This window comes from Pseudomonas sp. MHK4 (genome assembly GCF_054600775.1).
In genome coordinates this window covers 643,162-668,028 of the sequence record NZ_BAAIAK010000001.1, presented here as the reverse complement: position 1 = coordinate 668,028, position 24,867 = coordinate 643,162, and the positions used below count along the sequence as shown (strand labels likewise).

19 protein-coding genes and 2 pseudogenes are annotated in these 24,867 nt (G+C 58.4%); 7 read left to right on the top strand and 14 right to left on the bottom strand.

Annotated elements, in window-relative coordinates; translation table 11 throughout:
- Positions 1–14: 14 nt before the first annotated feature.
- The 4 genes from ACYP2Q_RS02820 to ribBA all read left to right on the top strand — a co-directional run bounded on the left by ACYP2Q_RS02820 (position 15) and on the right by ribBA (position 4,624).
- Complete coding sequence (locus tag ACYP2Q_RS02820) at positions 15–1,121, top strand: LLM class flavin-dependent oxidoreductase (protein WP_459729073.1); 1,107 nt, start codon at positions 15–17, stop codon at positions 1,119–1,121.
- Between the two features lie 114 nt (positions 1,122–1,235).
- Positions 1,236–2,123 carry an alpha/beta hydrolase gene (locus ACYP2Q_RS02815; protein WP_459729072.1) on the top strand — a complete coding sequence of 296 codons (888 nt, stop codon included), beginning with the start codon at positions 1,236–1,238 and terminating at the stop codon, positions 2,121–2,123.
- A gap of 88 nt (positions 2,124–2,211) precedes the next feature.
- Positions 2,212–3,429: an MFS transporter gene (locus ACYP2Q_RS02810; protein WP_459729071.1), complete on the top strand. Its 1,218-nt coding sequence runs from the start codon at positions 2,212–2,214 to the stop codon at positions 3,427–3,429.
- A gap of 109 nt (positions 3,430–3,538) precedes the next feature.
- Positions 3,539–4,624, top strand: coding sequence for a bifunctional 3,4-dihydroxy-2-butanone-4-phosphate synthase/GTP cyclohydrolase II (gene ribBA, locus ACYP2Q_RS02805; protein ID WP_459729070.1), 1,086 nt, complete (start codon positions 3,539–3,541; stop codon positions 4,622–4,624).
- A 261-nt stretch (positions 4,625–4,885) separates the two neighbouring features.
- Here ribBA and ACYP2Q_RS02800 read toward each other — a convergent pair whose 3' ends face one another.
- From ACYP2Q_RS02800 to ACYP2Q_RS02790, 3 genes and pseudogenes are all read right to left on the bottom strand, one after another.
- Positions 4,886–5,935 (bottom strand): patatin-like phospholipase family protein, encoded by a 1,050-nt coding sequence (locus ACYP2Q_RS02800; protein WP_459729068.1) that lies wholly within the window; start codon positions 5,933–5,935, stop codon positions 4,886–4,888.
- Between the two features lie 114 nt (positions 5,936–6,049).
- Positions 6,050–9,238 (bottom strand): adenylate/guanylate cyclase domain-containing protein, encoded by a 3,189-nt coding sequence (locus ACYP2Q_RS02795; RefSeq protein WP_459729464.1) that lies wholly within the window; start codon positions 9,236–9,238, stop codon positions 6,050–6,052.
- Between the two features lie 138 nt (positions 9,239–9,376).
- A pseudogene (locus tag ACYP2Q_RS02790) lies at positions 9,377–9,502 on the bottom strand (double zinc ribbon domain-containing protein); the annotation flags it as partial.
- Between the two features lie 676 nt (positions 9,503–10,178).
- Here ACYP2Q_RS02790 and ACYP2Q_RS02785 point away from each other — a divergent pair.
- Positions 10,179–10,811, top strand: coding sequence for a helix-turn-helix domain-containing protein (locus tag ACYP2Q_RS02785; protein ID WP_459729067.1), 633 nt, complete (start codon positions 10,179–10,181; stop codon positions 10,809–10,811).
- Between the two features lie 41 nt (positions 10,812–10,852).
- Here ACYP2Q_RS02785 and ACYP2Q_RS02780 read toward each other — a convergent pair whose 3' ends face one another.
- The 4 genes and pseudogenes from ACYP2Q_RS02780 to ACYP2Q_RS02765 form a co-directional block, all read right to left on the bottom strand.
- Positions 10,853–12,283, bottom strand: coding sequence for a purine-cytosine permease family protein (locus ACYP2Q_RS02780; RefSeq protein WP_459729066.1), 1,431 nt, complete (start codon positions 12,281–12,283; stop codon positions 10,853–10,855).
- On the bottom strand, positions 12,280–12,435 hold the full coding sequence (locus tag ACYP2Q_RS02775) for a hypothetical protein (protein WP_459729065.1): 156 nt from the start codon (positions 12,433–12,435) through the stop codon (positions 12,280–12,282). Before ACYP2Q_RS02775 ends, ACYP2Q_RS02780 begins: the two co-directional genes overlap by 4 nt.
- A gap of 98 nt (positions 12,436–12,533) precedes the next feature.
- A complete protein-coding gene (locus ACYP2Q_RS02770; RefSeq protein ID WP_459729064.1) occupies positions 12,534–14,045 on the bottom strand; it encodes an aldehyde dehydrogenase family protein in 1,512 nt (503 codons plus the stop codon).
- 157 nt (positions 14,046–14,202) lie between these two features.
- A pseudogene (locus ACYP2Q_RS02765) lies at positions 14,203–14,310 on the bottom strand (hypothetical protein); the annotation flags it as partial.
- A 73-nt stretch (positions 14,311–14,383) separates the two neighbouring features.
- On the opposite strand from ACYP2Q_RS02765, the gene ACYP2Q_RS02760 reads away from it, so the two are divergent.
- Together ACYP2Q_RS02760 and ACYP2Q_RS02755 are read left to right on the top strand one after the other, a co-directional pair.
- Positions 14,384–14,758 (top strand): DUF3302 domain-containing protein, encoded by a 375-nt coding sequence (locus tag ACYP2Q_RS02760; protein ID WP_459729063.1) that lies wholly within the window; start codon positions 14,384–14,386, stop codon positions 14,756–14,758.
- 3 nt (positions 14,759–14,761) lie between these two features.
- Positions 14,762–15,721 (top strand): HlyD family secretion protein, encoded by a 960-nt coding sequence (locus ACYP2Q_RS02755; RefSeq protein ID WP_459729061.1) that lies wholly within the window; start codon positions 14,762–14,764, stop codon positions 15,719–15,721.
- Between the two features lie 52 nt (positions 15,722–15,773).
- Here ACYP2Q_RS02755 and ACYP2Q_RS02750 read toward each other — a convergent pair whose 3' ends face one another.
- The 7 genes from ACYP2Q_RS02750 to ACYP2Q_RS02720 all read right to left on the bottom strand — a co-directional run bounded on the left by ACYP2Q_RS02750 (position 15,774) and on the right by ACYP2Q_RS02720 (position 24,846).
- Positions 15,774–16,679 (bottom strand): amino acid ABC transporter substrate-binding protein, encoded by a 906-nt coding sequence (locus ACYP2Q_RS02750; RefSeq protein WP_459729060.1) that lies wholly within the window; start codon positions 16,677–16,679, stop codon positions 15,774–15,776.
- Positions 16,676–18,016 carry a putrescine-ornithine antiporter gene (gene potE, locus ACYP2Q_RS02745; RefSeq protein ID WP_459729059.1) on the bottom strand — a complete coding sequence of 447 codons (1,341 nt, stop codon included), beginning with the start codon at positions 18,014–18,016 and terminating at the stop codon, positions 16,676–16,678. Before potE ends, ACYP2Q_RS02750 begins: the two co-directional genes overlap by 4 nt.
- A 55-nt stretch (positions 18,017–18,071) precedes the next feature.
- On the bottom strand, positions 18,072–20,258 hold the full coding sequence (speF, locus tag ACYP2Q_RS02740; protein WP_459729058.1) for an ornithine decarboxylase SpeF: 2,187 nt from the start codon (positions 20,256–20,258) through the stop codon (positions 18,072–18,074).
- A 180-nt stretch (positions 20,259–20,438) separates the two neighbouring features.
- The gene (locus tag ACYP2Q_RS02735) at positions 20,439–21,812 is read right to left on the bottom strand and encodes a DUF1329 domain-containing protein (protein WP_459729057.1); all 1,374 of its coding nucleotides are present in this window, start codon (positions 21,810–21,812) and stop codon (positions 20,439–20,441) included.
- Positions 21,813–21,932: 120 nt separating this feature from the next.
- Entirely contained in the window at positions 21,933–22,973 is a 1,041-nt protein-coding gene (locus ACYP2Q_RS02730) for a YeiH family protein (protein ID WP_459729463.1), read from the bottom strand.
- 56 nt (positions 22,974–23,029) lie between these two features.
- Positions 23,030–23,443 carry a GFA family protein gene (locus tag ACYP2Q_RS02725; RefSeq protein ID WP_459729056.1) on the bottom strand — a complete coding sequence of 138 codons (414 nt, stop codon included), beginning with the start codon at positions 23,441–23,443 and terminating at the stop codon, positions 23,030–23,032.
- An 11-nt stretch (positions 23,444–23,454) separates the two neighbouring features.
- On the bottom strand, positions 23,455–24,846 hold the full coding sequence (locus tag ACYP2Q_RS02720) for an MFS transporter (RefSeq protein ID WP_459729055.1): 1,392 nt from the start codon (positions 24,844–24,846) through the stop codon (positions 23,455–23,457).
- Between the last annotated feature and the right edge of the window lie 21 nt (positions 24,847–24,867).

Genomic DNA, 24,867 nt, shown 5'->3' with positions numbered 1-24,867 from the left:
GTTGAGGTGTTTAAATGAACGATTCTAAGGTTACTGAAGTTGGTGTCTTTCTGCCGGTCACTAACAATGGTTGGGTGGTGTCGACCAATGGCCCCAAGTTGCCAGGCACTTATGAGTACGCAAAGCAGGTGACGCTCCTTGCGGAAAAGATGGGTTTTGACTTTGCGCTCAGCCAAGCCAACTGGCGCGGTTACGATGGTGCAACCAATCATTGGAACATCTCACTTGAATCGCTGAGTACCATGGCGGCGTTGGCCGAGGCAACGTCCACCATTGGCGTCTGGGGGACTGTACACATGATGATTTTCCCGCCGGCAATAGTGGCCAAGATGATCTCTACAATGGATCAGATTTCCAACGGTCGAATAGGCCTGAACCTGGTTTCCGGCTCCAACCCTTTCGATCTCGGACAAATGGGCCTGTGGCGCGACCTGGATCACGCAAGTCGCTACGCGCTGGCGCAAGAGTGGATCGAAGTCGTCAAGCGGCTCTGGACAGAGGATCGCGTCAACCACAAGGGCGACTTCTTCGAACTGGTGGACTGCATGTCCAATCCGAAGCCAAGGCAGGTGCCGCCGATCATTTGTGCCGGAGCTTCAGATCGCGGGTTCCAATTCACCATCGATAATTGTAACGGTAGCTTCTTCCCGTGCGGCGACGATGAAAAATCACTGGCGCGCGGTAAGCGAGTCAAGGAACTGGCAGCCCAGGCACAAAAGCCTGGTTTCAAGTCTTATGGCTTGTTCACCTTGATACCCGGGGCCACCGACGCAGAGGCGAAGGAGCGCCTGGACTTCTACGATGCGGGTGTGGATCGCGAAGCGCTGGCCCGCCAGGCAATGGAATATTCCTCTGACAAGAGCGCGAAGGAAAATTTCGCAGCGCAATATTTCATCAATCAAAATGAACACGTGAGTTCTGTGCTCGGCGGCGCAATGACAGGGTCTGTGGAAACGCTGGCACGGCGAGTTGCTCATACCGTTATCGAAGGGCAACTAGACGGCATTACGATTATCGTGCCGGATTTTGTCGACGATCTTAAAATTGTTGGAGAGCAAGTCATTCCGATGATGGCCGAATTCGGAGTTAAAACTAAAGTATCCGCCCTCCGGTCGAAGTGATTTCGATGAGCAGATGAAGCGAGGTCGCTCGGCAGATTGAAGTTTGCCGAGTGATCTTGCGGGCGATGAACTCACAGTTTGCATGGCCCTTCAATTAAGTGAAGAAACCACAAAATGTCAAACGCCGAATACGATCTCTATTTTGAAACCGTTGAGCAACGGAATATTGAGTACAGCGCCCGCGGTTCTGTTCCCGACTTCGATGCTTGCGTACGCGAATATGCGGAACTCTCCCGCGCTGCCAAGGCAGCCTGTGTGGGCATCTACGATCTGAAATACGGATTGGCGGCTGCCGAACGGCTCGATCTTTTTCCGACCTCGTCTACGCATCAGCCTGCGCCGCTTTTTATCTTTATCCATGGCGGATATTGGCGTTCGCAGTCTAAAGAAGATGCGGCGCTGATGGCAAAAGTCTTTACCGATGCTGGGATCGCAGTTGCGACAGTGGAGTACACCTTGCTGCCACTGGCGACGCTGGCGGAAGTCGTCAGGGAAATACGCAGTGCCGTTGCCTGGCTGTACCATAACGTTGCAAAGTTTGGCGTCAATCCATCGAAATTCCATGTCGGCGGTAGCTCTGCCGGTGGGCATCTGGTGGGGATGTTGTTGGCTTCGCATTGGCAGGATGAGTTCAATGTCCCGCCCGACCTGATCAAGGGAGCGGTTGCCTTGAGTGGGGTGTTTGATATTGAGCCGCTGTGCGATATAGGTCCCAACGAATGGCTGCGGTTGGAGCCGTACCAGGCAAGAGCACTCAGTCCTATCCATCTCATCCCGGAAACTGCTCCACCCTTGATTCTATCGGTTGGGGGGCTTGAGACGCAGGGATTTAAAAGGCAAACCCAAGCTTTCGAATCAGCATGGAGAGATAAGGGCCACGCGGTGCTCACCATCAGCGCCCCCGAGCGAAACCACTTCAACCTGCTATCGGAACTCTCACGACCGGAACAGCCACTGACTCAAGCAATTATTAAGTTAATACAGGAAACATCGTGCGACTGAGTTACACAGTTGCGTAGGTTTGTGCGTCTACCCGTATAAAGAACTCGTTTCAATTTAATTATTTCGCCTAAGAGCGAAAGGAGCGGTCATGAATAACAGATGGGTGGCATTAGCAGTTATAGCAGTCTCGTTTCTCCAGTGCACACTGAACTGGTTCAGTATTGTTCCAACCTTTGGCACACTGATGACAGAGATGAATCTGGGATACCCTCAACTGGCATTGCTTGTGGGTATATTCGTCGCAGGCTACGGCATTGCACATATTCCTGCAGGGATGATTGCCGAAGCGCTGGGTCTGCGCACCGCCATGTTGTTGGGCATTGCGGTTCTAACCCTGGGGACGATCATGTCTGCCAAGGCACCGAATTACGATCTTTTACTCATTGCCCGATTCATGAGTGGCGTTGGCGCCTCAATCTATGTCGGTGGTGCGCTCGGTCTCACTGCAGCCTGGTTCAGGGGGCGCGAGCTGGGGACAGCGAACGGAATCGTCGACGGGGTCGCGTTCACGTTGGGTGCCTGCCTAGGCCTGTACGTATGGATTGACGTCGTTAACCAATACGGCTGGCGCGACGCTCTCTTGTTAGCGGGGTCTGTTGCTGCAGCAACCTTTGTGCTCATTCTGTTCTTTTTTCCAAATCCTCCTGCGCTCATGGGTGAGGCTAATGACAGGAAGGCGGTCAATCTCGAATCTCTCAAGCGCACCTTTGGCAACCGAAACCTGTGGGTGCTGGGTGTCAGTTTTATTGGCGGGTATGGGAGTTATTTTACCGCGGCTCAACTACTGCCCCAGTATGCCTCGGCGCAGTTGCATCTTGAGGCCCACGAAGCAGGTTTGTTAGGGGCAATTCTTCTAGTGAGCGGGGCTGTCGGTGGACCGCTGGGGGGATGGCTCGCTGACCGAGTATTCGGTGTCCTTCCAACTTTTGTCGTCGCCTGCCTCATCGAATCTATTGCATTGTTTCTGGTACCCCATCTGGAGTTGGCAGGTTTACAGGTGGTAGCAGCTGTCATCGGCGCTTCGACAATTATGGCGTTTGCTGCCTGGATCTCAGCTCCAGGGTTCTACCAGCAGGATCTTGAAATGTCGGATATTCCAACTGCCTGCGGCTTGATGCTGACTCTTTCAGCCATCGGTGGGTTCATCGTTCCGGTTATCTATGGATGGTTTGTCGGTAACGTCGGGCATGGCGAAGCCTGGGTAGCCTTGGCTGCAGTTTCCTTTGTGTCGACATTGTTTTGCTTCTTTGCAACGTCTCCATCAAAAGAGGAGTCGTTGAAGAGTCTCTTGCTCGTGGATCGATGAACAGCGGGTTTCACTACATGTTCCGTTGATCGTTATTGAGCATGCCTGGCCTTTCGCAAGGCGGCTCAGTATTCGGGTGTTATCTATCTAGTCTTGAGGATGATCTCACGTGGCACTCAGCAGCATCGAAGACATTATCCGAGACATTCGTGCAGGAAAAATGGTGATCCTTGTCGACGATGAGGATCGGGAGAATGAAGGCGACCTGATCATTGCTTCTGAATGCGTCACCGCTGATCACATTAACTTCATGGCTAAGCATGCCCGCGGATTAATTTGCATGCCGATGTCTAAAGCGCTTTGTGAACATTTGTGCTTGCCTCCAATGGTTCCAAGTAACGGTTCCGGGTTTGGCACCAAATTCACAGTATCCATCGAAGCGGTTGCAGGCATCAGTACCGGAATTTCAGCAGCAGATCGAGCACATACGGTGCAAGTCGCTGTGGCCAAAGACGCCAACGCCAATCATTTGGTCAGCCCAGGCCATATGTTTCCGTTGATGGCAATGTCTGGCGGCGTGCTTGCCCGCGCCGGTCACACTGAGGCTGCCTGCGATCTGGCGCGTATTGCTGGTTTTGCCGAGAGTGGGGTCATCTGCGAGATCATGAACGATGATGGAAGCATGGCGCGTCGCCCAGAGCTTGAAGCGTTTGCAGAGTTGCACGGACTGAAAATAGGCACAATTGCTGACCTCATACACTATCGCCTTCTTCACGAGCACACCGTTCGACGCATTAGTCAACAGACGTTGGAAACAGAATCGGGGCCGTTTCAGATGGTCACTTACAGGGACGAAGTTGAAAACGACGTGCACGTCGCCTTGGTCCGAGGCGATCTGGCTGGCTGCGATGTCCCTTTGGTTCGGGTACACAACATGGACCCCTTACAAGATCTTTTGCATGTTCAGCGACCTGGAAGATGGAGTTTGCGTGCTGCCATGACTCGTGTAGCTGACGAAGGCGTTGGAGTGGTCCTTTTACTCGGTAATTCGCTTGAAGGTGAAGACTTGGTGCTACGACTGACAGAGTCGATAAAGGCTAAGAAAAAGCGCGGCAGTTACAATATGGTTGGGGCTGGCTCGCAAGTTTTGCGTGACCTTGGCGTGCATAAAATGAAACTGCTTGGCTCCCAAGTTAAATTTAATGCTTTGTCGAGATTTGAGCTGGAGGTTGTGGATTATATTTCGCCAGAATAGTGGCTACTAACATTCAGTACCTTCGCCAGTGCTGTGTGTACATACCGTATAGTTCATAACGGTATGTTCCTTTGTGAAGTGAAGTTTCCCTTAATGGGGTTGGGTGGCAAAGTGATCCTTTGCCGCCCTTTTTTTGCGCTCCCGCAGCCAATTCGTGGAACATTGCGATGGACGAAAGGCATTGGCATGATTCACTTAATGTGTGCCGCTATGTCGTCGATGCTGCACGGGGGATGACAATATTTTCGCTGCTCGCGGCATTCAAAGAAACTCCTTTCGGAGATCGATGCTCGAACGTTCGCCAATATTTTGGTAATTCTGCGTGAGCCATGCCTCGGCTTCGCGTCGTCCGTTTTCGCGCAGAGCGCAAAGAAAGTGCCAGTTGGCGTTGTACTTGCTGGATACGCTGAGCGCGCACATCGCCTCGTCGGACTTGATAGAGTGGATCAGCATCTCCTTCATCACGTTGCTATCGATCTTACCTTGCTGGATGAGGTCGGTCACAAAGGCGATGGTTCGCAATTCGCGCATTAGCGACGAGTTGAAGCTGATTTCGCTGATTCGATTGAGAATTTCGGCAGCTGTAATGGGCACGCCAGGGCGGACGAGTGGGTTGATGTGGACGATCACCACATCGCGTGTATGGCAGTGGTAGATCAACGGGAAAATGGCCGGGTTTCCCATATAGCCGCCATCCCAGTAGTGTTGCCCGTCGATCGTGATTGCCTGAAACAAGGTCGGTACACAGGCCGAAGCAAGCACCGCTTCGGCGCAGACGTCCTCGTCGGAAAAGATGCGTATCTTCCCCGTCTCGACATTGGTCGCGCACAGGTAGAGGTGGAGCGGGCATTGTTTGCGAAGGGCAGCAAAGTCAATCTGCTTCTCCAACACATCCCGCAGTGGACTCAAGTTGCGGCGATTGAACTGATAAGGCGAAAAAATGCGCAGCACCATATCCGCGAACGTATACATTGGAGAATAGTCCAGTCCGAAGCTGTGTGTCCCTTTGAGCCATGGCATCCAGCGCAGCGGGTTATGGCGCTCGGCGGACTGCGCCACGGCGTACCAAAAATCGTGCAGCGCCTGGCGCGCGCCGGCCTCTCCACCTTGTAGCATGCCGTAGGCCAGCACGACGGCATTCATCGCGCCGGCACTGGTTGCGCTCACCCCTTCAATGGCAAGCCTGCCGTCGTCGAGCAACCGATCAAGAACGCCCCAGGTGAATGCGCCGTGCATCCCGCCGCCCTGTAAAGCCAGCGTGATCGGCTTTCGCTCGTCGCTGCATCGAGGCTTATCGTTTTGCATGGGCATTCTTGATCTCCTCGTCGGTGCTGAGCCGAATCGGGAACTTGTTACGGTGGCTCCTTCTTGTCGCTCCCTCGCCGACAACTCGCTGACACCCCATTCCGCGCTTTGGGGTATCGTTCATTCACCCTCTGCTTGTACCCAGGTATCGAGCAGCGCCTTGGCTTGTAGTAAATCAACGCTGTCGTAGCCTTCGGTAAAGAAGTCGTAAATGTCGGCGAGCATTTTCCTGGCCGCCTCCCTGTCTTGAGTTTCCAATAGCTGAGCAAGGCTCACTGTAGCTCGTAGCTCGAGTGACTTTGCCCCTTGTTGTCGAGCGACCGATATCGCCTTGTGAAAGCATGCTTGCGCTTGCTGCCTGACGGGTAATTCCTGGCCATCTTCGACTGGACACTGGAGAATCAGGGTGCCCTTGAGCCGATACAGTTCTGCTTCGTAAAAATGTTCGCCAGTTCGGTTCACCATAGCCAGAGCGTCGGTCACGGCATCCAGTCCTTCTTGCGATTGCCCGACGCGCTCATGAGCCGCGGCCAGCAGGGCCAGAAAATAAGAACATCCAAACTCTGCTCCGGTTGTTTGGTAAGTCGCGATACCCTTGGTTATCTGAGCGATCCCCTCGTCAGTGTTTCCCAGCTCGGCGCGAGCCCAACCTTGAAGAATTGTCCCCCACACCAAATAAAACGGAAACCCTCGTTCGAGTGAAAGCGAGATGACGGCATCCGCGAACTCTTCGGCGAGTCTTACATCGTGCCTAAACTGCCCCAGTATCGACGTAGCGGATAGGGTGAAGGCCAGGCTGAACGGGCGGGATTCCTTGGCTAGAGCAAGGGTAGTCCGGTTGCGCTTGCTGGCCTGATCAGGGAAACCCAAGTACCAAAGACTCCAGGCCGAAAATGACAAGACGTAGTCTGGATCCATGCGGTGCGTAATGGCATGTGTGCGATGCATGTCTTGGTTGTAGAGTACACGCGCCTGCTCCTGATGTTCGTAGGCATGGCACAGATCACCCTGGCAAAACAATGTCGCCCCGAGTGCGGCATGGGCATCCACAAGCAAGTCGGGATCTTGTGCAGTTTGCGCAATACTGAGCAATCGTTCACCGAGTTCGAACGCGACTGAGTACTGCGCACGCAATGAGTAATAAGTCCGAAGCCCTAGCAGCGCAGGGAAGAGCACGGATTGGTCGCCGACTTGCGCACACAGCGCCATTGCGCGGGTGTAAGTGGCTTCGACCTCGGATGCACCATAGCCTCGCACGGCCATCAAAGCCGGTCCCAGGGCGAGTAGCAACGTCAGTTCCTGATGAGCACGCGCGGGCGTGTCGGGCAAATGCTCGAGCAATTCCAGCGCCGCGCCGAGGTCACGCATCGCATCCAGATGGGCGCAATGCTGGAGGGCCTGTTGGCCGGTAAGGTGCAGGTATTCCACAGCCTTCGGGACATTGCCACTCAGTCTGTAGTGGTGCGCGAGTTCACTGCAATAATCGGCGATGCGGGTGGGGAACAGCTCCTCGATGGCCTGCGCCGTGCGTTCGTGCAATGTTCTACGCCGCTCTGCGAGTAGCGTATGGCCCGCGACCTCTTGGGTCAGAGCATGCTTGAAGCAATACTCTACCTCCGGAAATGCAGGCCGTTGGTAAATGAACTCCACGGCCTCCAGTCGGGCTAGCAGATCGCGCAAATCGTCGTCCGTCCGAGTGCCCAGTCCATCACAGATGCGCTTGAGCAGACTGAACGGGAACTCCTTGCCGATGACGGCGAGGGTCTGCAGCAATTCCTTCTGCGCAACGGGGAGCCGGTCGATACGGGCGGCGAGCACACCCTGCACGGTCGTGGGAATATGCAGCGCCGCCGGCGTTTGCTCGATCCAGTAACGGCCAGGTTCACCGAGCAGCGACTTATCCTCGGCCAGCGTTTGCACCACTTCCTCCATGAAGAATGGGTTGCCCTCTGTCTTCTTCAGAATGAGCTGCTTGAGGAGGGCGAGGGAAGGGGAATCCCCAAGCAGGGCCGCGAGCATTCCCTGGGCTTCGGCCGGGCTCAGCGGTTCGAGCCGCAGTTGACTGCAATGACCCGCGCACGTCCACACCGGCTGATACTCGGGCCGGTAGTTCACGAGGAGCAGGATCGGAGTACTCGCCAATCGGTCGATGAAGTGCGCGAGGAATGCTTCAGTCTCACAGTCCAGCCATTGCAAATCCTCGAACAGCAGTTCAATTGGCTGATTGCGACTCTCGCACGCCAGCAGTTGAATGATCGCGTCAAAGGTGCGATCGCGACGGATCTGAGGATCCATTTCCGCAAGTGCCGTTTTGCGTTCGCCGATGCCTAGCAGATAGAGCAGGTAGGGCACGAGATCCTCGAAACTGCGCTCGAGCGTCAGGGTCTTTCCCATGACCTTTTCCCGGCACCGTCGCTCGTCATCCTGGGCGGTAATCTGAAAATAGTTGTTCAGCAGCTCGATCAGGGGAAAGTACGCAAAGGCCTTTCCGTGCGACACCGAAAATGTCTCCAGCACCAGACAGCCACGCCGCGAGCGCTCCTTGAACTCATGGAACAACCGCGACTTGCCGACTCCGGCCTCGCCTACCACCGCGACGACCTTACTGTGGCTCACTTTGGATTGCTCGAGCGCCTGATGAAGGTGTTCGAGTTCAAGTTCGCGGCCGACGAACCTGGCTAATCCGCGGTGTGCTGAGAGCTGCAGGCGCGTACGTAGCGCACCGAGACCCTGCACCTCGTACACCATGAGGGGCTCGGGAATGCCTTTGACCTGAGTAGCGCCCAGCGCCCTGAATTCGAAGTAACCCTCGGCCAGCTTGTAGGTCGGCTCGCTCACCAGGATCGACGAAGGTGTCGCGATTCCCTCCATCCGAGATGCGATGTGGATCGTGTTCCCGACCGGATCGTAATCGGTGTGCAAATCGTCCGTGCGGATCGAACGCACTACGACTTCTCCGGTATGGATGCCGACGCGGATTTGCAGTGCAATGCCTTTCTCCAGACGAATACGGTCGCTATGTCGGCGTATCGCCTGCTGCATGCGCAGCGCCGCATATAGCGCCCGCTGCGTATGATCCTCATGGGCGATGGGGGCGCCGAAGAGCGCAAGGATGCCATCGCCAAGCGTCTTGGCCACGTAGCCTTCATAGTGGTGGACGGCTTCCATCATCAGCGCGACGACGGGCTCGATGAGGCGGTGGGCCTCTTCTGGATCGAGGTCGTGGATCAACGCTGTGGATCCGGCCATGTCGGCAAACAGCGCCGTGACAGTCTTACGTTCACCAGAGGTCTCGCCTCGGGCTTTCATGGCCGCCTGTTCAGCGCGGATGCGCTCGGCAAGGTGATGGGGCGTGTAATGAATGGGGGCTTGAGAGGTCTCTGAAACGGGCCTGGGCTGCGATGATGGCGCAGCAGGTACGTCAGTCAGCGCTACGCCGCATTCACTGCAGAACTTGGCGCAAACGCCAGCTTCATGGCCACAGCGCGGACAGCTGCGAGACAGCCTGGCGCTGCACGCTTCACAGAGGCTGGCCCCGGAGGGGTTCTCGAATCCGCAGTTTACGCAGCGCATACGATCTCTTCCCATTTGCACGCGTTCAAGAAGACCGCTCAAAATAAGGAAAACGTGACATCGAGCTGGTGACAGCTAGATGGGAGCCATTGGGCCAGCAGGTTTAGAGAGCCTTGTAACCCTCCCTTTCAAAGATACGTTTGTATCGTTGTAGCGAAAAGTAAAATTCGCTCATTGGTGAAGACCATCCAATCTGGCGCGAGGACCGGAAAACTCTGGCTCAGCGCTTGACTTCAGTTGGAGCAGTCCAGCATCTTTTCAAGGAAGGGATCGGGTGCGGGATGATTGCAGCACCTGCCTACGACGCCCTTAATTTGCGGCGGCGAACATGATTTCAATGGTTGCCCCGAATATAGGGGGGCATCAGCCGTATTGTACCTGAGCCAGAACAATAACAAGAGGCGATGTCATGATTCGCAAAGGTCCACATCCCGATGCACTTTCACCGCAGGCCTGGGCGGCTTTCATGCCGACTCCCGCGCAACTATCCAGCGATGACAGCGGCTGGGCGGCGATAACAGCACGTCGTCACCGGCATCCACCCCGCGGGCATGTCAAACCACCTCCTTTAGCTTCCCACTTCATCGTGATCCACCTCGACACCCCTGGTGACCTCGGTGTCCGACTGAACGGCCAATGGCTTCGCGGACACAGTAGCCCGGGACAAATTTCGATCATGTCGGCCAACCAGGAAAACGCCTGGGAGTGGTCGTCGGCAATCGATTCCCTGCACGTCTGCCTTGACCCCCAGATGCTGCAGCGCACAGCGCGTGATATCGACATGAGCGCTTTCGAACTGGTGGACGGGATAGGGCTGGAGAACAAGGCGATCTACAACATCGGCCTGGGGCTACTCGACGAGTTGCGTGGCGAAAAAATCGGTTCGGCTGCCTATGTGCAAGCACTGACTCAAACGTTCTGCCTGGAACTGCTACGAGGTCACTGCAACGTCTACCCCAATGAACCGGATGAGCGTCTGGCCCTTTCGCCGCACAAGCTCAAAGCCGCATTGGATTTTGTTGAAAGCCATTTGGCGCAGAACATTTCGGTCGAAGATATCGCCTCGGCGGCCAAAATCAGCCCTTGCCATTTTGCCCATACCTTTCGCCGAGCCATGGGGGTCTCACCCTACCATTACTTGCTGCAGCGACGTATCGAGCGTGCCAAATGCCTGCTCAGGGAGACTGACGCAGCCATCAGCGATGTGGCGTTGGCTACCGGCTTTTCCAGCCAGAGTCACTTTACAGCGTGCTTTCGCAGGACCAGCCAACAAACCCCTCGGCGCTTTCGCGAACGCCAACTGGAATGACCCCGCGCCATTGAGGCGCGGGGCCTGCTCCAGCACGGTCGTTATCGATAGCCCCCTTTACCTGCAGGACGAACCCACAGGTGAGTGACGATGCAGTACACCAGTGCGGCCACCAATACCGATGGCAGTGAGGCGGTGGTGAAGGCATAGGGGCCATGGCTTTCATAGGTCAGGGGGTCAAGCAGCCCGACATAGGTTGCGCAACCGGCGGCCATCGCCACCAGTGCCGCGGGATTGAAGCCGCCCCAGAAGCGATAAGGACTGTCGGGGCCATTGTCGAACAGTGCGCGTACTCCCACCCGACGTCGCCGCATCAGGTAGTAATCGGCAATCTGAATTCCGCACAGGGGCGCAAAGCCGACGCCGATGAACGCCAGAAATGTGCCGAAGTGGGCAAAGAACAGCTCCGGGATAAACAGGCCGACCATCGCCACCGGCACGATGGTGATTAGCAGGATCGCTGGCCAGGACAACGTTTCCAATGCCTTGAAGTGCCGCAACCCGATAGCCGACGCATACACCCCGGCCACCGCAGTGCCCAAATTGGCGGCCGTCACGAATAGCAGGGCAACGATGCCATAGGCAGGGCCACCAATGGTTCGTAGCCATTCGGACGGATCGGAGACCTGTAGCACCAGAACCCCGGCGATCCCGATCAGGCTCAGTGCCGGCACCGGGGCCGACATGCCCAGCATGATTGGAAGTGCGGCAGTTCGTCCTTTGGGCGCCATGCGCACCATCGCGCCTATATAAGGCCACCAGGACAGCAAGGAGGCGATGCCGATTTCCACGCCAGTGGTGTAGTTCCACAGGCGATCTGGCGATGCCGCTGCCGGCACAGCCGTGGAGAGTTCGTCCCAACGCTCGCTGACAATGATGTAGAGCACCCAGAAACCGACCAGTACATGGACCACCAGAATCCTCGCGACCCGATCGACTCCGCGAGCCCCCTTCAAGAGAAAGCAAAACACCAGCGAGCAGGCCAGCAGGATGGTCATGGGCACCAGCAAGGCGCTGTTGCCGTCGGCGATCCAGCCAAGCGCCAGGAGCAACTGCGTGGTCGACTTGGCAAAGAAAATCAGCAGCAGCGAGTTCCAGCCGACGATCGAGATGAATTGCATCGCACTGACTACAATCCAGCCGCGGTTGCCAAACTGCGGCTTGGCCGAGGCAATGGAATCGACGCCAAAGCGCATGCACACCGGAACAACGGCCAAGGCGACCAACAGCATGCCGATCATGCAGCCGGCGGTGAGGGAAATCGCACCCTGGGCGAAGGGAAGATAAGCCCCGACATAACCGCCAATCAGATAGCACCAGGTCGCGGCAGCGGCAGTGGCCAGTGAAATGCCGAGTTTCCAGCTACCCCAGGTGCGCTCGTGGCGCAGGAGCGGCAAGGCACTTTTGTCTGCCTCGATGCCGCCGACTGAATCCGTGGAGGAACCGGACAACGCCGTTGAATGCTCGGTCATAGGTACCACCCCGCAATCAGCGCGAGAATCGGCAAGAACACCCCGAGCAGGAGCAACCAGAACCAACTCGCCCCATCAAAGTCTTCGCCTTGCTCCGCCGGGTTCTCCAGCAGTCGTAAACGTCTTTCCAGTTCGCCAGTTTGTTGTTGCATTTTTTTGGCCCTCACCAGAATCCATTCGAAAATGACCCGCCGTCCAGGAAGGAGCCGCGGGGTAGTTGACCTCCCACAAGAGGCGGTCGAAACGATACTCAGCGCTGCCCCGGGAATGCGTCCTCATCGCGGAACGGGAACCACCAGAAGTCTTGGGCCGAAGCCGCAGGATCCATCATGACGAATTTACTGTGACGAAAATTATCCAGCCCCTCGGCCCCAAGTTGACGGCCCATGCCCGATTGCTTGCGGCCACCAAACGGCCCGGCATCGTTATCCAGCAGTGGCGCATTGACCCAGACCATTCCCGCCTCCAGCTCATGGGTGGCGCGCATGCTCTCTTGCAGATTGGTGGTGTAGATCGTCGACCCCAATCCATACCGGGAGTCGTTCGAGAGCGCCAGGGCCTCATCGAGACTCGCCACTCGGCAGATGGGGGCCACCGGCCCAAAGCTTTCATCGCGCATGATATCCATCGTCGGGGTGATGTCGGTCAGCACCGTCGCTTGCGCGAACCATCCCTTGTCGAGGCCCTGTGGGCGACCGCCGCCGGCACCGACACGAGCCCCTTGTTCGACCGCCCGGTGAAGAATCCGCTCATAGCGTTCGCGCTGGGCCTGAGAGGCAAGGGGCCCCATGTCGACCTTATCCAGGCCATTGCCTACCCGAATAAGGCGGGCATGGTGAATCAAGCGATCGACGAAAGCATCGTAGACCGCTTCGTGCACATAGAAGCGCTCAGAGGATGCACACACCTGGCCGCAGTTGAGGTAGGCCCCAAACGCCGCGCCACGCGCCGCGATATCGATGGGGGCCGAGGGCATGACGATGAAAGGATCGTTGCCTGAGGTTTCGATCAAGGTGCGCTTGTACAACCCGGCACATTCACGAGCGATGCTGCGGCCGGTCTCGATCCCGCCGGTAAAGGCCACCATGTGTGTATCCGCATGGCGGACCAGCTGCTGGCCGACGTCAGCGCCACCGGTCAGCACCTGGACCAGACCCAGGCCGAGCCCGGCAAATGCCTGGACAAACTGCAACGTGGTCAGCGAGGTCAATTCGGAAGGCTTGATGATCACCGCGTTGCCGGCCACCAGCGCGGCGGCGGCCTGCCAGCAGAGCAGGCAGAGCGGATAGTTGAATGGCAGGATCAGCACCACCACCCCGAGTGGCTCTTTCAGCGAAAAATTGAATTGCCCGTCCACCACCGGACCTGCAACCCGTCCGATCTCATGCCGGCCCAACTCCGCGTAGTAATCCACTGCCGTCGCCGACCAGGAGACTTCGTCGACAGACTCCTTGTAGGTCTTGCCGATTTCCCGGGTCAGCATCTCCGCCACGAGTGGGCGTTGCTGGCGGATTTGCGCGGCGACTTCATGCATCGCTTCGGCGCGATGCAGGGCGTTACTGCGGTTCCAGGTTTTCTGCGCCTGATTGGCGATGGCGATCGCCCGGTTTACCTCCTCTCGAGTGGCGTCACAGAGTTGACCAATGCGTTGCTCGGTCGCCGGGTCCAGTACGTCGTGGTTCCAGGTGCCGGCGCCAGCCTGCAACCGGCCGCCGATCCAATGACAGCCGCTAAGGCTGGTGAACAGTTCTTGAGCACTCATGGAAGAAGCAGTTCCTTTAACAAATGGAGTAGACAATTACCCAGACGGGGTCGTCTGAAGGTGTGCTGTGAATGCGCTGAAGCAACTCCACGTTATGCCCTGTGCCATTTGTCGATCTTTCAGGTTCCTGCTGCTTTTTATTCAATCCTGCGATTTGTCATGCCAGCTGTCCTATCGCCTTGGCATGCGCAACAGCCTGCGTACGACGCTCGACCCCCAGTTTGCAGTGGATTTTTCGCGCGTGGGTTTTCACCGTATGCAGGGAGAATGTTGGCATCAAATGCCCCAATACACCTCGTCTACACTCTATCCATTCTCACCGCGCAAGGGACGCAGTCATGCTCGACTACTTTGCTCTAGGTCTGTTGATTTTCGTTGGAATAGTGCTGTTCTACGGGATCATCGTGCTGCATGACATCCCCTACGACATTGCCAAGCACCGCAACCATCCCCATCAGGACGCGATACATGCGACCGGGTGGGTCAGTCTGTTCACCCTCCATGCGCTGTGGCCATTCCTGTGGATCTGGGCCACGCTTTATCGTGAAGATCGAGGATGGGGATTTGGCGATGGCAAGTCGCCTGCGAGCCATGTCGTTCATCTGGAGCAACAGGTCGCCGACCTGCAAAAGCGCATTGCAGATCTGGAGGCGGCAACAGGAACGCCGCAGAGCGCTCGCACGCCTCCCGATAATCATGGCGCAGGAATTTGAACAATGGACCTGTTGCTGATCCTCACCTACGCGGCCTTCTGCATAGCGCTGTTCAAGATTTTTCGCATACCTTTGAACAAGTGGACCGTGCCCACCGCGGTGCTGGGTGGCATCGTGTTGATTGGTGCGTTGATTTTCACCATGAACTACAACCATCCCTATTCCGAAGTGGCGCGCTCTTATTTCGTTTCTGTTCCGGTCATACCCGTGATCAGTGGCCAGGTGATCGAGGTACCGGCGCAAACGAACCAGCCGCTGGAAAAAGGCGATGTGCTGTTCCGGATCGATCCCACCCCGTTTGAAAATCGTGTCAAATCCCTCAAGGCGCAATTGGTGGCTGCCAAGGGTGATCGCTTCCGGATCACCGAACTGATCAAGCGCAATTTTGGTACGCAACGTGATCTGGACATCGCCGTCGCAAGAAGCGATGACTTGCAGGCACAACTGGACAATGCTCAGTACGAACTCGACAACACCGTCGTCCGTGCGCCGAGCAAGGGTTTCGTGACCCATGTTTCCCTGCGCCCGGGCATGATGGCGAGCAAGTTGCCGTTGCGACCCTCGATGGTGTTCATTCCCGAAGAAGGGCAGTACTTCGCCGCCTGGATGCGGCAGAACAGTCTCTTGCGCCTGGCGGTGGGTGATGAGGCAGAGGTGGCCTTCGATGGTATTCCCGGCAAGGTTTTCCAGGGTAAGGTCAAGACGGTCTACTCGGTAATTGCCGAGGGGCAGGTGCAGCCCTCCGGTACGCTGATCAGCTTCTCCGGCTCAGTACCGGCCGGTCGCGTTCCGGTCATCATCGAAATCACCGATCCGCAATTCGCCCAGTACAAAAACCAGATGCCGGGTGGCGCTTACGGGCAGGCGGCACTCTACAGCCAACACTTCCATCATATCGCGGCGATGCGCAAGATCCTGCTGCGCATGGCCGCCTGGATGAACTACATCTTCCCGTTTCATTGATTGAGCCTGATCAAAACAGGCCGCCCGCAGGCGGCCTGTCACAGGGCAGGCGCTAAGGCACGGCATAGACGTCGAAAAGCTTCTTGGCGGTATCACTGGCGCCGCCAAGGTATTGCGTGTAAGCCTGTTCGATCGAACCTGCGCGATACATATTGCTCAACACGGTGTCCACCAGCAGACGGAAGTCTTCATCGCCACGCTCGAGCATCATCGAGGTTGGCGCGTATTTGTAGATACGGTCCAGAACCAGCAGTTCACCGTTGGGATAGTCACTGGCAATATGATTCTTGAGCACGATGCGGTCGGAGAAGAACGCATCGGCCTTGCCTTCGGCAACCAACTTGATCCCATCGTCGTTATTGTTGACCGTGACCAGGGTGGCGATCACGCCGAGCAGACGCATCTGCTCGCGTATCCACTGCTCGGTCACGCCACCCTCAGGGGCGGCGAAGGTTTGCTTGGCCAGGCCGCGATTGACGGTCGCGCGCCAGGTGGGTCCGTCATGCGCCACTTCACCCCTGAGTACCTTGAGCAAGGGTTCGGGTGAATACTTGTGCACCACGGCAGAGAGCCCGGCGGTGTAGATCGGCACTGAATAACTCACCGTCTTGCGCCGTTCGAGGGTCATGGGTGTTGGCGTGCAGAAGATGTCGACCTTGCCTGAGCTGACGGCGCTGACCTCTTCGGTAATCTTTATCGGTACGAAGCGTACTTGCAACGAGGACAACCCCAGTTCGGTCTTGACCTGGTCGGCGATTTTACTGCACAGGTCAATGGCGTAGCCGCTGGCCTTGTCGCCCACGTGGGTGCTGAACGGGGCAAAGTCCGGTTGATAACCCAAGGTCAGGGTATTGCTGGCTCGCACGCGTTCCAGGGTATTGGCACCGGCCACTGCCGACATCATCGAGAGTCCGCAAGCGATCAGCACATTCGCCGATTTGCTCGATAACAGGTTCATGGATTGATCCCCCTATTCAGATCTGCCGCCGGCTCGTTGACGAATCGCTTGGCGAGGAAACCATAGAGCAGGTAGCCGATGGCGAGGACCAGGGTGCCGCCCATGACCGCATCCTTGCCGCAGGCATACAACGCATACAACGAGTAGGCCACGGCCACCAGCAACACCACCAGGTTGCGCGTGTACACCGTAGCCCCGACGTTGGCCTTGTACATGATCACCAGCAAGCCAGTCAGCGCCGTTATGTAAGGAATCAGGTTGGTCACGGCGGCCAGGCTGACCAGCTTGCTGAACTGCGCAGCGGCATCGGGGGATATGGTCGACAGGGCCATGAATGTTTGCAGCACGCCACAGACAATCATGCCGACCACGGGCGCGTTGCTGGCGTTGACCTTGCTGAACAGCTTGAGGAACAGGTTCTGGTCGGCGGTCATCTTGGCGGTCTGGGCCAGGGTGAACTGCCAGCCCAGCAGCGAGCCCACGCACGCCATGACCGCCAGTGCCATGACGATGTTGCCCACCATCGGGCTGAATATCTTGCTGTAGACCAGCGCGAAGGGCGCCGAGGAATTGGCCAGTTCGGCGTTGGGCACGATGCCCTGGATGACCGTGGTCGACAACACGTACACCACGGCTGCGCCGAGGGTTCCGAACAGGCAGGCCAGCGGCACGTTGCGCTTGGGGTTCTCCACGGCATCGGTCGCCTGGGCGGCCGACTCCATCCCCAGGAAAGCCCAAAGGGTCAGGGGTATGGCTTTGCCGATGGCTTCGGAGATTGCCAGGTTATTGGGGTTCCAGGCGGCCGCCAGCACATCGGGCTTGAACCAGAACCAGCCGATGATGCTCAGGCCCGCTACCGGTATGATCACACCCCACACCGTGATCGCCCCGATCTTGCCGGTGATGCCGGGCCCGCCGAAGTTGGCAACGGTGGTCAACCAGATCAGGCTGATCGTGCCGATGCACAGCGGGATGGCACCAGTCCCCAGCCAGGGTACAAAGGCGGTCATGTAGCCTACTGCCGAGATCGCCACGGCCACGTTGGCGATCGCCAGGGACAGGAAATACAGGTAGGAACAGAGGAAGAAGCCCGACTTCGCGTGGGCCTCTTCGGTGTACGCCGACAAGCCGCCGGATCGAGGGCAGAAGACGCCGCACTGAGCGAAGCAATAGGCAATGGCCATCGAGCCGATCGCCGTGAAAATCCACGACAACAGCGAGACGGCACCGAGTTGGGCCATGTTGGTGGGGAGCATGATGATGCCCGACCCCATCATGTTGACCGTTACCAGGGTGGTGAGCCCCATCAGGCCCATTTTCTTGCTTGAATCAGCCATCGCATACTCCTTGCTGTAGGTCGCAGGAAACGCTGCTCTTTGAATGGGGCGAGGATCAGGTCTTGAGCACGTATCCATAAGCGCGAATACGGCCGTCTTGCTCTTTCAGGTACACCCCTTGCAGTTCCGGCGTGAACCCGGGCAAGGCGTTGATGCCTTCTTCCAGCGCCAGGAAATACTTCAACACCGCGCCACCCCAGATTTCCCCCGGCACCACGCACAACACACCGGGTGGGTAGGGCAGCGCACCTTCGGCAGCGACACGGCCATCGGCATCGCTCAGCGCGACGAGTTCGACATTGCCGCGGATGTATTCGACCTGCGCCTGCTGCGGGTTCATGGCTTTTTTCGGGAAGTGTTCCTTGCGGAACATGTCCTTCTGCAGTTGCTGCACGTTGTGGCTGCGGTAGAGGTCGTGCATTTCCTGGCAGAGCTGGCGGATAGTGTAGTTGCGGTAACGGTCCTCGAACCTGGCGTAGATGGCCGGCAGCACCCGGCTCATGGGCGCATCATCGGCAAGGAACTGCTCGAAGCGGGCCAGTTGCGCGGCCAGATGGCTCATCTTCGCCCAGTCTTCGGCGGGCGTGAGCAGGAACAGGATCGAGTTGAGGTCGCACTTTTCCGGGACGATGCCGTTCTGGCGCAGGAAGTTGGCCAGGATGCCGGCGTGGATGCCGAAGTCGGTGTAACTGCCATCGATCGGGTCGATGCCCGGGGTAGTAAACAGCAGCTTGCAGGGGTCGATGAAGTATTGCTTGTCGGCATAGCCGGGGAAGGCGTGCCAGCGATCCTTGGGGTGGAACTCGAAGAAACGCAGGTCGCTGGCGATGGCGTCGGTGGGGTGGTCCTGCCAGGGTCGGCCGTCGATGGTTTCCGGCACGAAGGGGCGGACCAGGGTGCAGGCTTCGAGGATCAGCTTGCGCGCGTTGATGCCGAACTTCACGCAGTCTTCCCACAGACGCAGGCCACTACGGCCGGCGTGGATGCGTGCATTCACATCCAGCGAGGCGAACAGCGGGTAGAACGGGCTGGTGGAGGCCTGGGCCATGAACGCGTTGTTCAACCGTGCGTGATTGCAGTAGCGCGGCTGGCCCTTGATGTGGCGGTCCTTCTTGTGGATCTGCGAGGCCTGGGAGAAGCCGGCCTGTTGCTTGTGCACCGATTGGGTGACGAAAATCCCCGGGTCGTCTTCGCCCAGGTCGAGCAGCATGGGCGAGCAATCCTTCATCATCGGGATGAACTGCTCATAGCCCACCCACGCCGAGTCGAACAGGATGTAGTCGCACAGCTTGCCAATGCGGTCGACCACCTGGCGCGCGTTGTAGATGGTGCCGTCATAGGTGCCCAGCTGGATGATCGCCAGGCGAAACGGCCGTGGCAGCTGGGCCTTGTCCGGGGCGACTTCCTTGATCAGCTCGCGCAAGTAGCCTTCTTCAAAGCAATGGGCATCAATGCCGCCGATGAAGCCGTAGGGATTGCGCGCGGTTTCCAGGTACACCGGCGTGGCACCGGCCTGGATCAACGCGCCCTGGTGGTTGGATTTGTGGTTGTTGCGGTCGAACAGCACCAGGTCGCCAGGCGTCAACAGCGCATTGGTGACCACCTTGTTCGAGGCCGAGGTGCCGTTGAGCACGAAGTAGGTCTTGTCCGCGTTGAACACAGTGGCGGCATGCTTTTGCGCCTGCAGGGCCGGGCCTTCGTGGATCAGCAGGTCACCGAGCTTGACGTCGGCGTTGCACATGTCGGCGCGGAACAGGGTTTCGCCGAAGAAATCGAAGAACTGGCGGCCGGCGGGGTGCTTGCGAAAGAATTGACCGCCCTGGTGGCCGGGGCAGGCGAAGGTCGCGTTGGCGGCCTCGGTGTAGTGCTTGAGGGCGTCGAAGAAGGGCGGCAACAGGTTTTCTTCATAGGCCTTGGCGGCGGTTTCCAGTTGATTGCCGTAGTACTCGGCATTGGCGCTGGAGAGGTCAAACACCCCGTTTACCAGCAGGATCACCTCGTGCAGGCGCTTGTAGATATCGAGCGCCCGATTGCCGGCACCGCCGCGAGGTACCACCAGGAATAGCGGGATGTCGAAACCTGTTCGTTGAATGGCATCCAGCGCGCCGCCCATGACATCGTCGACGGTCAGGACCGCGGCGGCAACATCGGTAAAGTCGGTTTGATCCAGGGCCACAATCGGGCGGGAAGTATGGAAGCAATCCAGAACCGTATCGCTGGCAGCGACTTTCAAAGCCTTCATTGACAAGGTCTCCCACCCGGCGATAGCACCGGCTTTTCATGAGGGTAGATGCCTGGCAGTGCGCAACGAAGAATATGAAGCCAAGGCATTTGAGATATTGGTATAGATCAAATCAGCGAAGCTGATTGAAAAAAGGCGGCTGGATAGCCGCCAAAAAGATCACCCAAGGCGATGAGGAGACTACCGGATGCCCGTCTGGCGCAGTGCCGCCGGGGTGTAGCTGTTCGCCGAGGCCACCGCGCCGAATTGAATGCTGCGCTTTTCTTCGTTTTTCAAACCCAACACCGAATAGCGACCGGACTGCAGGTCATAGAGGGCTTCGGCGGTATAGCCAGGCACCTGCTTGTGGTAATACTGCTGGGCGTGCCCTTCGCCGACGCGCCACAGTTGACCGCGGCCGTCGTAATGGTCGACTTCCGCCAGTTGCCAGGTGTCCTCATCGAAGTACATGTGGCGCGTCGCGTAGATGTGACGTTGGCCTGGCTTGACCTTGGCCACCACTTCCCACACCCGGTGCAGTTCGTAGCGAGTCAGGTCCTGGTTGATATGGCCGGCCTTGAGGATGTCGGCGTACTTGAGGTTGGGTGAGTCGAGCTTGTAGCTGTTGTACGGGATGTACAGCTCCTTTTTGCCGACCAGTTCCCATGTATACCGATCCGGAGCACCGTTGAACATGTCGTAGTTGTCGGTGGTCGCCAGGCCATCGGCTGCAGTGGCCGGGCCGTCATAGGAAACCTGTGGTGCACGGCGCACGCGGCGCTGTCCGGCGTTGTACAACCAGGCATCGCGTGGCTCCTTCACCTGGTCGATGGTTTCGTGGACCAGCAGCACGTTGCCGGCCAGTCGGGCTGGCCCTGTCACGCGCTGGATAAAATAAAACAGGACATTCTCGGCCTTGCTCTTGTCCAGGTCAGGCAGTTCTCGCGGGTAGGAGATCTCGTCTTCCAGTTGGACCATGGTGAATGACCCGTCGACTTGCGGCTGGACGCGGGTTGCCAAACGGTTGATGTTGCCGCCCCGATAGCGAGTCATGTGGTTCCACAGCACTTCGATGCCATTTTTGGGCACAGGGAACGCGTAGTAACGGGTATCGGAAAAACCGCTCAGGCCATTACCGCCATCAACCTCTTCAGTCTTGACCGCGCTGGCCTTGATCACCGAATAGATGTCTGCCGGTACCGCGGCGGTGCGATGGGTGGGGTACACCGGGATTTTGTAGCTGTCCGGGTAACGCTTGAACATGGCCATTTGGCCTGCAGACAGCTTGTCCTTGTACTTTTCGGCGGTGGCTGCCGTGATGACGAACAAGGGCTTTTCGTTGGCAAACGGGTCACTCAGAAAGCCTTTGCTGTCGACGGAACCCGCTGTTGCCGGCAGGCCTGCGGTCCAGGCGGGAATGCTGCCGTCGGCGTTCGCCGCCTTGACGCCACCCATTGGCGTCAGTGTCGTGCCCAGCTGTGCGGCCTCCTCAGGAGAGACCTTGGCCATGACAGCCGTGGCCAGCAGCGAAAGCGCCAAGGCGCCGGTTTGCATCAATATTTTTGTTGTTTTCATCTAGTCGCTCTCAAGTTTTGGAACCGCTTGGGAATGCACGCCCTCGCGAGCGCAACAGCATCGCGATCGGTTGGGGTGTTGTGGGTGTTGCCGAAGAATCAGGTACAGGGCGGGGTCGATTCATCGACCCAGGTAAAGCAGGCCAATTACCAACATCGCCAGGAACAGTGTTTCGCCCACCAGCAAAGCGATCGGACGCCAGCCGACTGATGCGAGTTTTTGCAGCGACGTTTTCAACCCCAGGGCGGCGATGGCGATCACCAGGCAGCCACGGGACGTTTCACTCATGGCGTCGGTTATCGCGTGCGGCAGAAAACCACTGCTGTTGACCGCGACCAGGCAGATGAACGCCAACAGAAATCCGGGCACCAGAGGTATCCGCCGCCCGCTGTCAGCCTGCATGCCCTGCTGCCTTCGAAACAACCAGGCAATCACCACGACGGCGGGCACCAGCAGCGCCACGCGCAGCAGCTTCACAACGGTGGCGATATCGCCGGTGGCCGGCGAAATCATGTAGCCGGCGCCGACCACCTGCGCCACGTCATGAATGGTGCCACCCAGGAAAATCCCGGTGTGTTCAGGTGACAAGCCCAGCAATTTGCTGATGATCGGATAGGTGATCATCGCCAGGGTCGACAGGCCCGTTACACCCACCACGGTCAGCAAGGTATCGCGCTCGCTGTGCTCATGCCTGGGCAGCACGGCGGAAATCGCCAGTGCCGCCGAAGCACCACAAATCGCGACGGCACCCCCGGTCAGCACGCCGAAATCGGCACGCACGTTCAGCAGGCGGGCACTCACCCAGCCGACAGAAATAGTCGCAGTGACTGCAAACACGGCGGCTAAAACCGTTCCCCAACCCAGCGAACCGATCTGCTCGAGGGTGATTCGTGCACCCAGCAATGCCACACCGATACGCAGAATCGTCCGTGAAGTGAACTCAATGCCGGGAAGGCAGCGGCTGTCCTCGCTCAAAAAATGGCAGGCCATGCCGAAGAGCAAGGCATAGAGCAGCGTGGGCCCGCCGTAGTGATCGGCGATGAACGCCGAGGCCATGGCGATTGCCAGGCTGACCATCAACCCGGGGCCCAGGGTTTGCAACCGGGACAGCCGTTGCCGGTGAGCGCTGATGGAGGCAGCGCTGTGCGCATCTTTGATCATGGAGGGCATCTCATACTCGATCGGCTGCGGCAGGCCGTCAGCCGGGTCGTGATAGTTCACTCGGTAGGCGCCTGCTCGAAGCACGGCAGTGAGCGGTCAATGACCACCCACGGCTGTGCCGAGGCGCACCAAAGGTGCAGATTCGGCGGGGTGTTGGCCGGGTCGAGCAGGGTGCCGGCCTTGACCGCCAGTACGCCGGGCATTGCCGTGATTTCGGAGTACAGCGCCGAACCGCATCGGGTGCAGAAGTAGCGCCTGACCGGCAAGCCGCTGCCGCCGGCCTTGGCGTAGCAGCCCAGGCCAGCGCCTTCGACCAGGAAACCTTCGGCTTGTACCAGCAGGTTGACCGAGAAAGCGCTGCCGGTCTGTTTCTGGCAGTCGCTGCAATGGCAGACCGCCGTGGACAGGGGGGCCAGGTGGCTGGAGTAATGGATGCCGCCGCACAGGCAGCTGCCTTTGATAGTGATCATGAGCGTTCTCGTCAGTTGGAGGAGGTCGGGGAGGCGGGCTGCCATTCGGCGGCTCGCCGGGCTGTATGCTTGAAGCTGTGCTTCGCGCCGAGCAGCAGCGGGCAGGCGAGGGCGCAGGCGATCAACGTGACGATCAGGATCGAGTAGCCAATGGCGGCGGGGTCGACCAGCACGTAGTCGGTGATGACGCCGATCGCCAGCGGGCCGATGCCGACACCGAGTAGATTGAGCACGCCGGTAAACAGGGCGATGAACTGTCCGCGCATCGGCGCGGGCGCTATTTCGACGATCAATGCCGGACCGATGCCGAACAGGCAGACCCAGAGGGCCGCGCAGAGGGCCAGGAACGGCATCGCCAGAAGTGCGCTGGGTGCCAGCAGCAGCGGTGTGGCGCACAGCGGCAGGACCATGCTGGCGCAGATCGCTACGCGCAGGTTGCCATTGGCCACGCCGCGGCGGCGCCAGTACTCACCCAGCCAACTGGCACCGAGCACACCCAGCGGCGAGCTGACGCACATGATCAACCCCATCACGGTGCCAGCCTTGGCGTAAGTCCAGCCGAACTCGCGGACCAGATAGCTGGGGACCCAGGCGCCGCATCCGTACACCGCGGCGTTGTAGCAGCCCATACCAATCACAATGGCGACGAAGGTGCGCCGGTTGGCGCGCAGGAACGCCAGCACTTGAGCCAGTGGCACGCCCGGCGCCACCGATATTGGCGTCGCCCGTGCGGTGCGATCCAGTCGCGGCTCCGTCACGCCGAACATCAGCAACAACACGATCAGGCCCGGCAGACCGATCGACATCAGCGTGGTTTGCCAGGGCGCCAGGGTGCCAAGCAACGGCAGGGTCAGTGGATGGGCGCTGAAGTAGCCGAGCACCAGGCCGGTGGCGAGTAAACCACCACCAACGCCGATCGGACCGCCGGCACCGAACACACCGAGGGCACGGCCGCGTTTCTGCGCGACGAACAGGTCACTGATCAGCGACACGGCGCCTGGCAGCAGCACGGCCTCACCAACCGCCACGCCGACGCGTGCCAGCAGCAGGTGCCAGAACTCACTGGCCAGGCCGCTGGCAGCGGTGGCCAGGCACCACAGGCCAATACCGACAATGATGATCAGGCGGCGGTTACCACGATCGATCAGGCGCGCGATCGGCAGGCCGGCCAGGGAGTAGAAGGCGGCGAAGGTGAAGCCATGGAGCATGCCCATCCAGGCATCGTTGACGTGCAGCGATTGCTGGATCGGTCCGACCAGCAGGCTGAGAACCTGGCGGTCCATGATCGAAAAGACGTAGGCGAGCATCAGCACAGCCAAGGCATAGTTGGCTCGACCCCGGTTGGTCAGTAACGGCGTCGCGCAGGGCGTTGCCGGCGCCGGGATGGACGTTGTGCGAGTCATCGGCGGTTTACCTCTTGGGCT

Excerpts from the sequence above, each read along its gene's own strand:
- ACYP2Q_RS02800 (WP_459729068.1), bottom strand. The coding sequence starts at position 5,935 with ATGCCCATGCAAAACGATAAGCCTCGATGCAGCGACGAGCGAAAGCCG.
- potE (WP_459729059.1), bottom strand. The coding sequence starts at position 18,016 with ATGGCTGATTCAAGCAAGAAAATGGGCCTGATGGGGCTCACCACCCTG.
- ACYP2Q_RS02815 (WP_459729072.1), top strand. The coding sequence starts at position 1,236 with ATGTCAAACGCCGAATACGATCTCTATTTTGAAACCGTTGAGCAACGG.
- ACYP2Q_RS02780 (WP_459729066.1), bottom strand. The coding sequence starts at position 12,283 with ATGACCGAGCATTCAACGGCGTTGTCCGGTTCCTCCACGGATTCAGTC.
- ACYP2Q_RS02775 (WP_459729065.1), bottom strand. The coding sequence starts at position 12,435 with ATGCAACAACAAACTGGCGAACTGGAAAGACGTTTACGACTGCTGGAG.
- ACYP2Q_RS02730 (WP_459729463.1), bottom strand. The coding sequence starts at position 22,973 with ATGATCAAAGATGCGCACAGCGCTGCCTCCATCAGCGCTCACCGGCAA.
- ACYP2Q_RS02785 (WP_459729067.1), top strand. The coding sequence starts at position 10,179 with ATGTCGGCCAACCAGGAAAACGCCTGGGAGTGGTCGTCGGCAATCGAT.
- ACYP2Q_RS02735 (WP_459729057.1), bottom strand. The coding sequence starts at position 21,812 with ATGAAAACAACAAAAATATTGATGCAAACCGGCGCCTTGGCGCTTTCG.
- ACYP2Q_RS02820 (WP_459729073.1), top strand. The coding sequence starts at position 15 with ATGAACGATTCTAAGGTTACTGAAGTTGGTGTCTTTCTGCCGGTCACT.
- ACYP2Q_RS02725 (WP_459729056.1), bottom strand. The coding sequence starts at position 23,443 with ATGATCACTATCAAAGGCAGCTGCCTGTGCGGCGGCATCCATTACTCC.
- ACYP2Q_RS02760 (WP_459729063.1), top strand. The coding sequence starts at position 14,384 with ATGCTCGACTACTTTGCTCTAGGTCTGTTGATTTTCGTTGGAATAGTG.
- ACYP2Q_RS02720 (WP_459729055.1), bottom strand. The coding sequence starts at position 24,846 with ATGACTCGCACAACGTCCATCCCGGCGCCGGCAACGCCCTGCGCGACG.
- ACYP2Q_RS02810 (WP_459729071.1), top strand. The coding sequence starts at position 2,212 with ATGAATAACAGATGGGTGGCATTAGCAGTTATAGCAGTCTCGTTTCTC.
- ACYP2Q_RS02750 (WP_459729060.1), bottom strand. The coding sequence starts at position 16,679 with ATGAACCTGTTATCGAGCAAATCGGCGAATGTGCTGATCGCTTGCGGA.
- ACYP2Q_RS02770 (WP_459729064.1), bottom strand. The coding sequence starts at position 14,045 with ATGAGTGCTCAAGAACTGTTCACCAGCCTTAGCGGCTGTCATTGGATC.
- ACYP2Q_RS02795 (WP_459729464.1), bottom strand. The coding sequence starts at position 9,238 with ATGAAAGCCCGAGGCGAGACCTCTGGTGAACGTAAGACTGTCACGGCG.
- speF (WP_459729058.1), bottom strand. The coding sequence starts at position 20,258 with ATGAAGGCTTTGAAAGTCGCTGCCAGCGATACGGTTCTGGATTGCTTC.
- ACYP2Q_RS02755 (WP_459729061.1), top strand. The coding sequence starts at position 14,762 with ATGGACCTGTTGCTGATCCTCACCTACGCGGCCTTCTGCATAGCGCTG.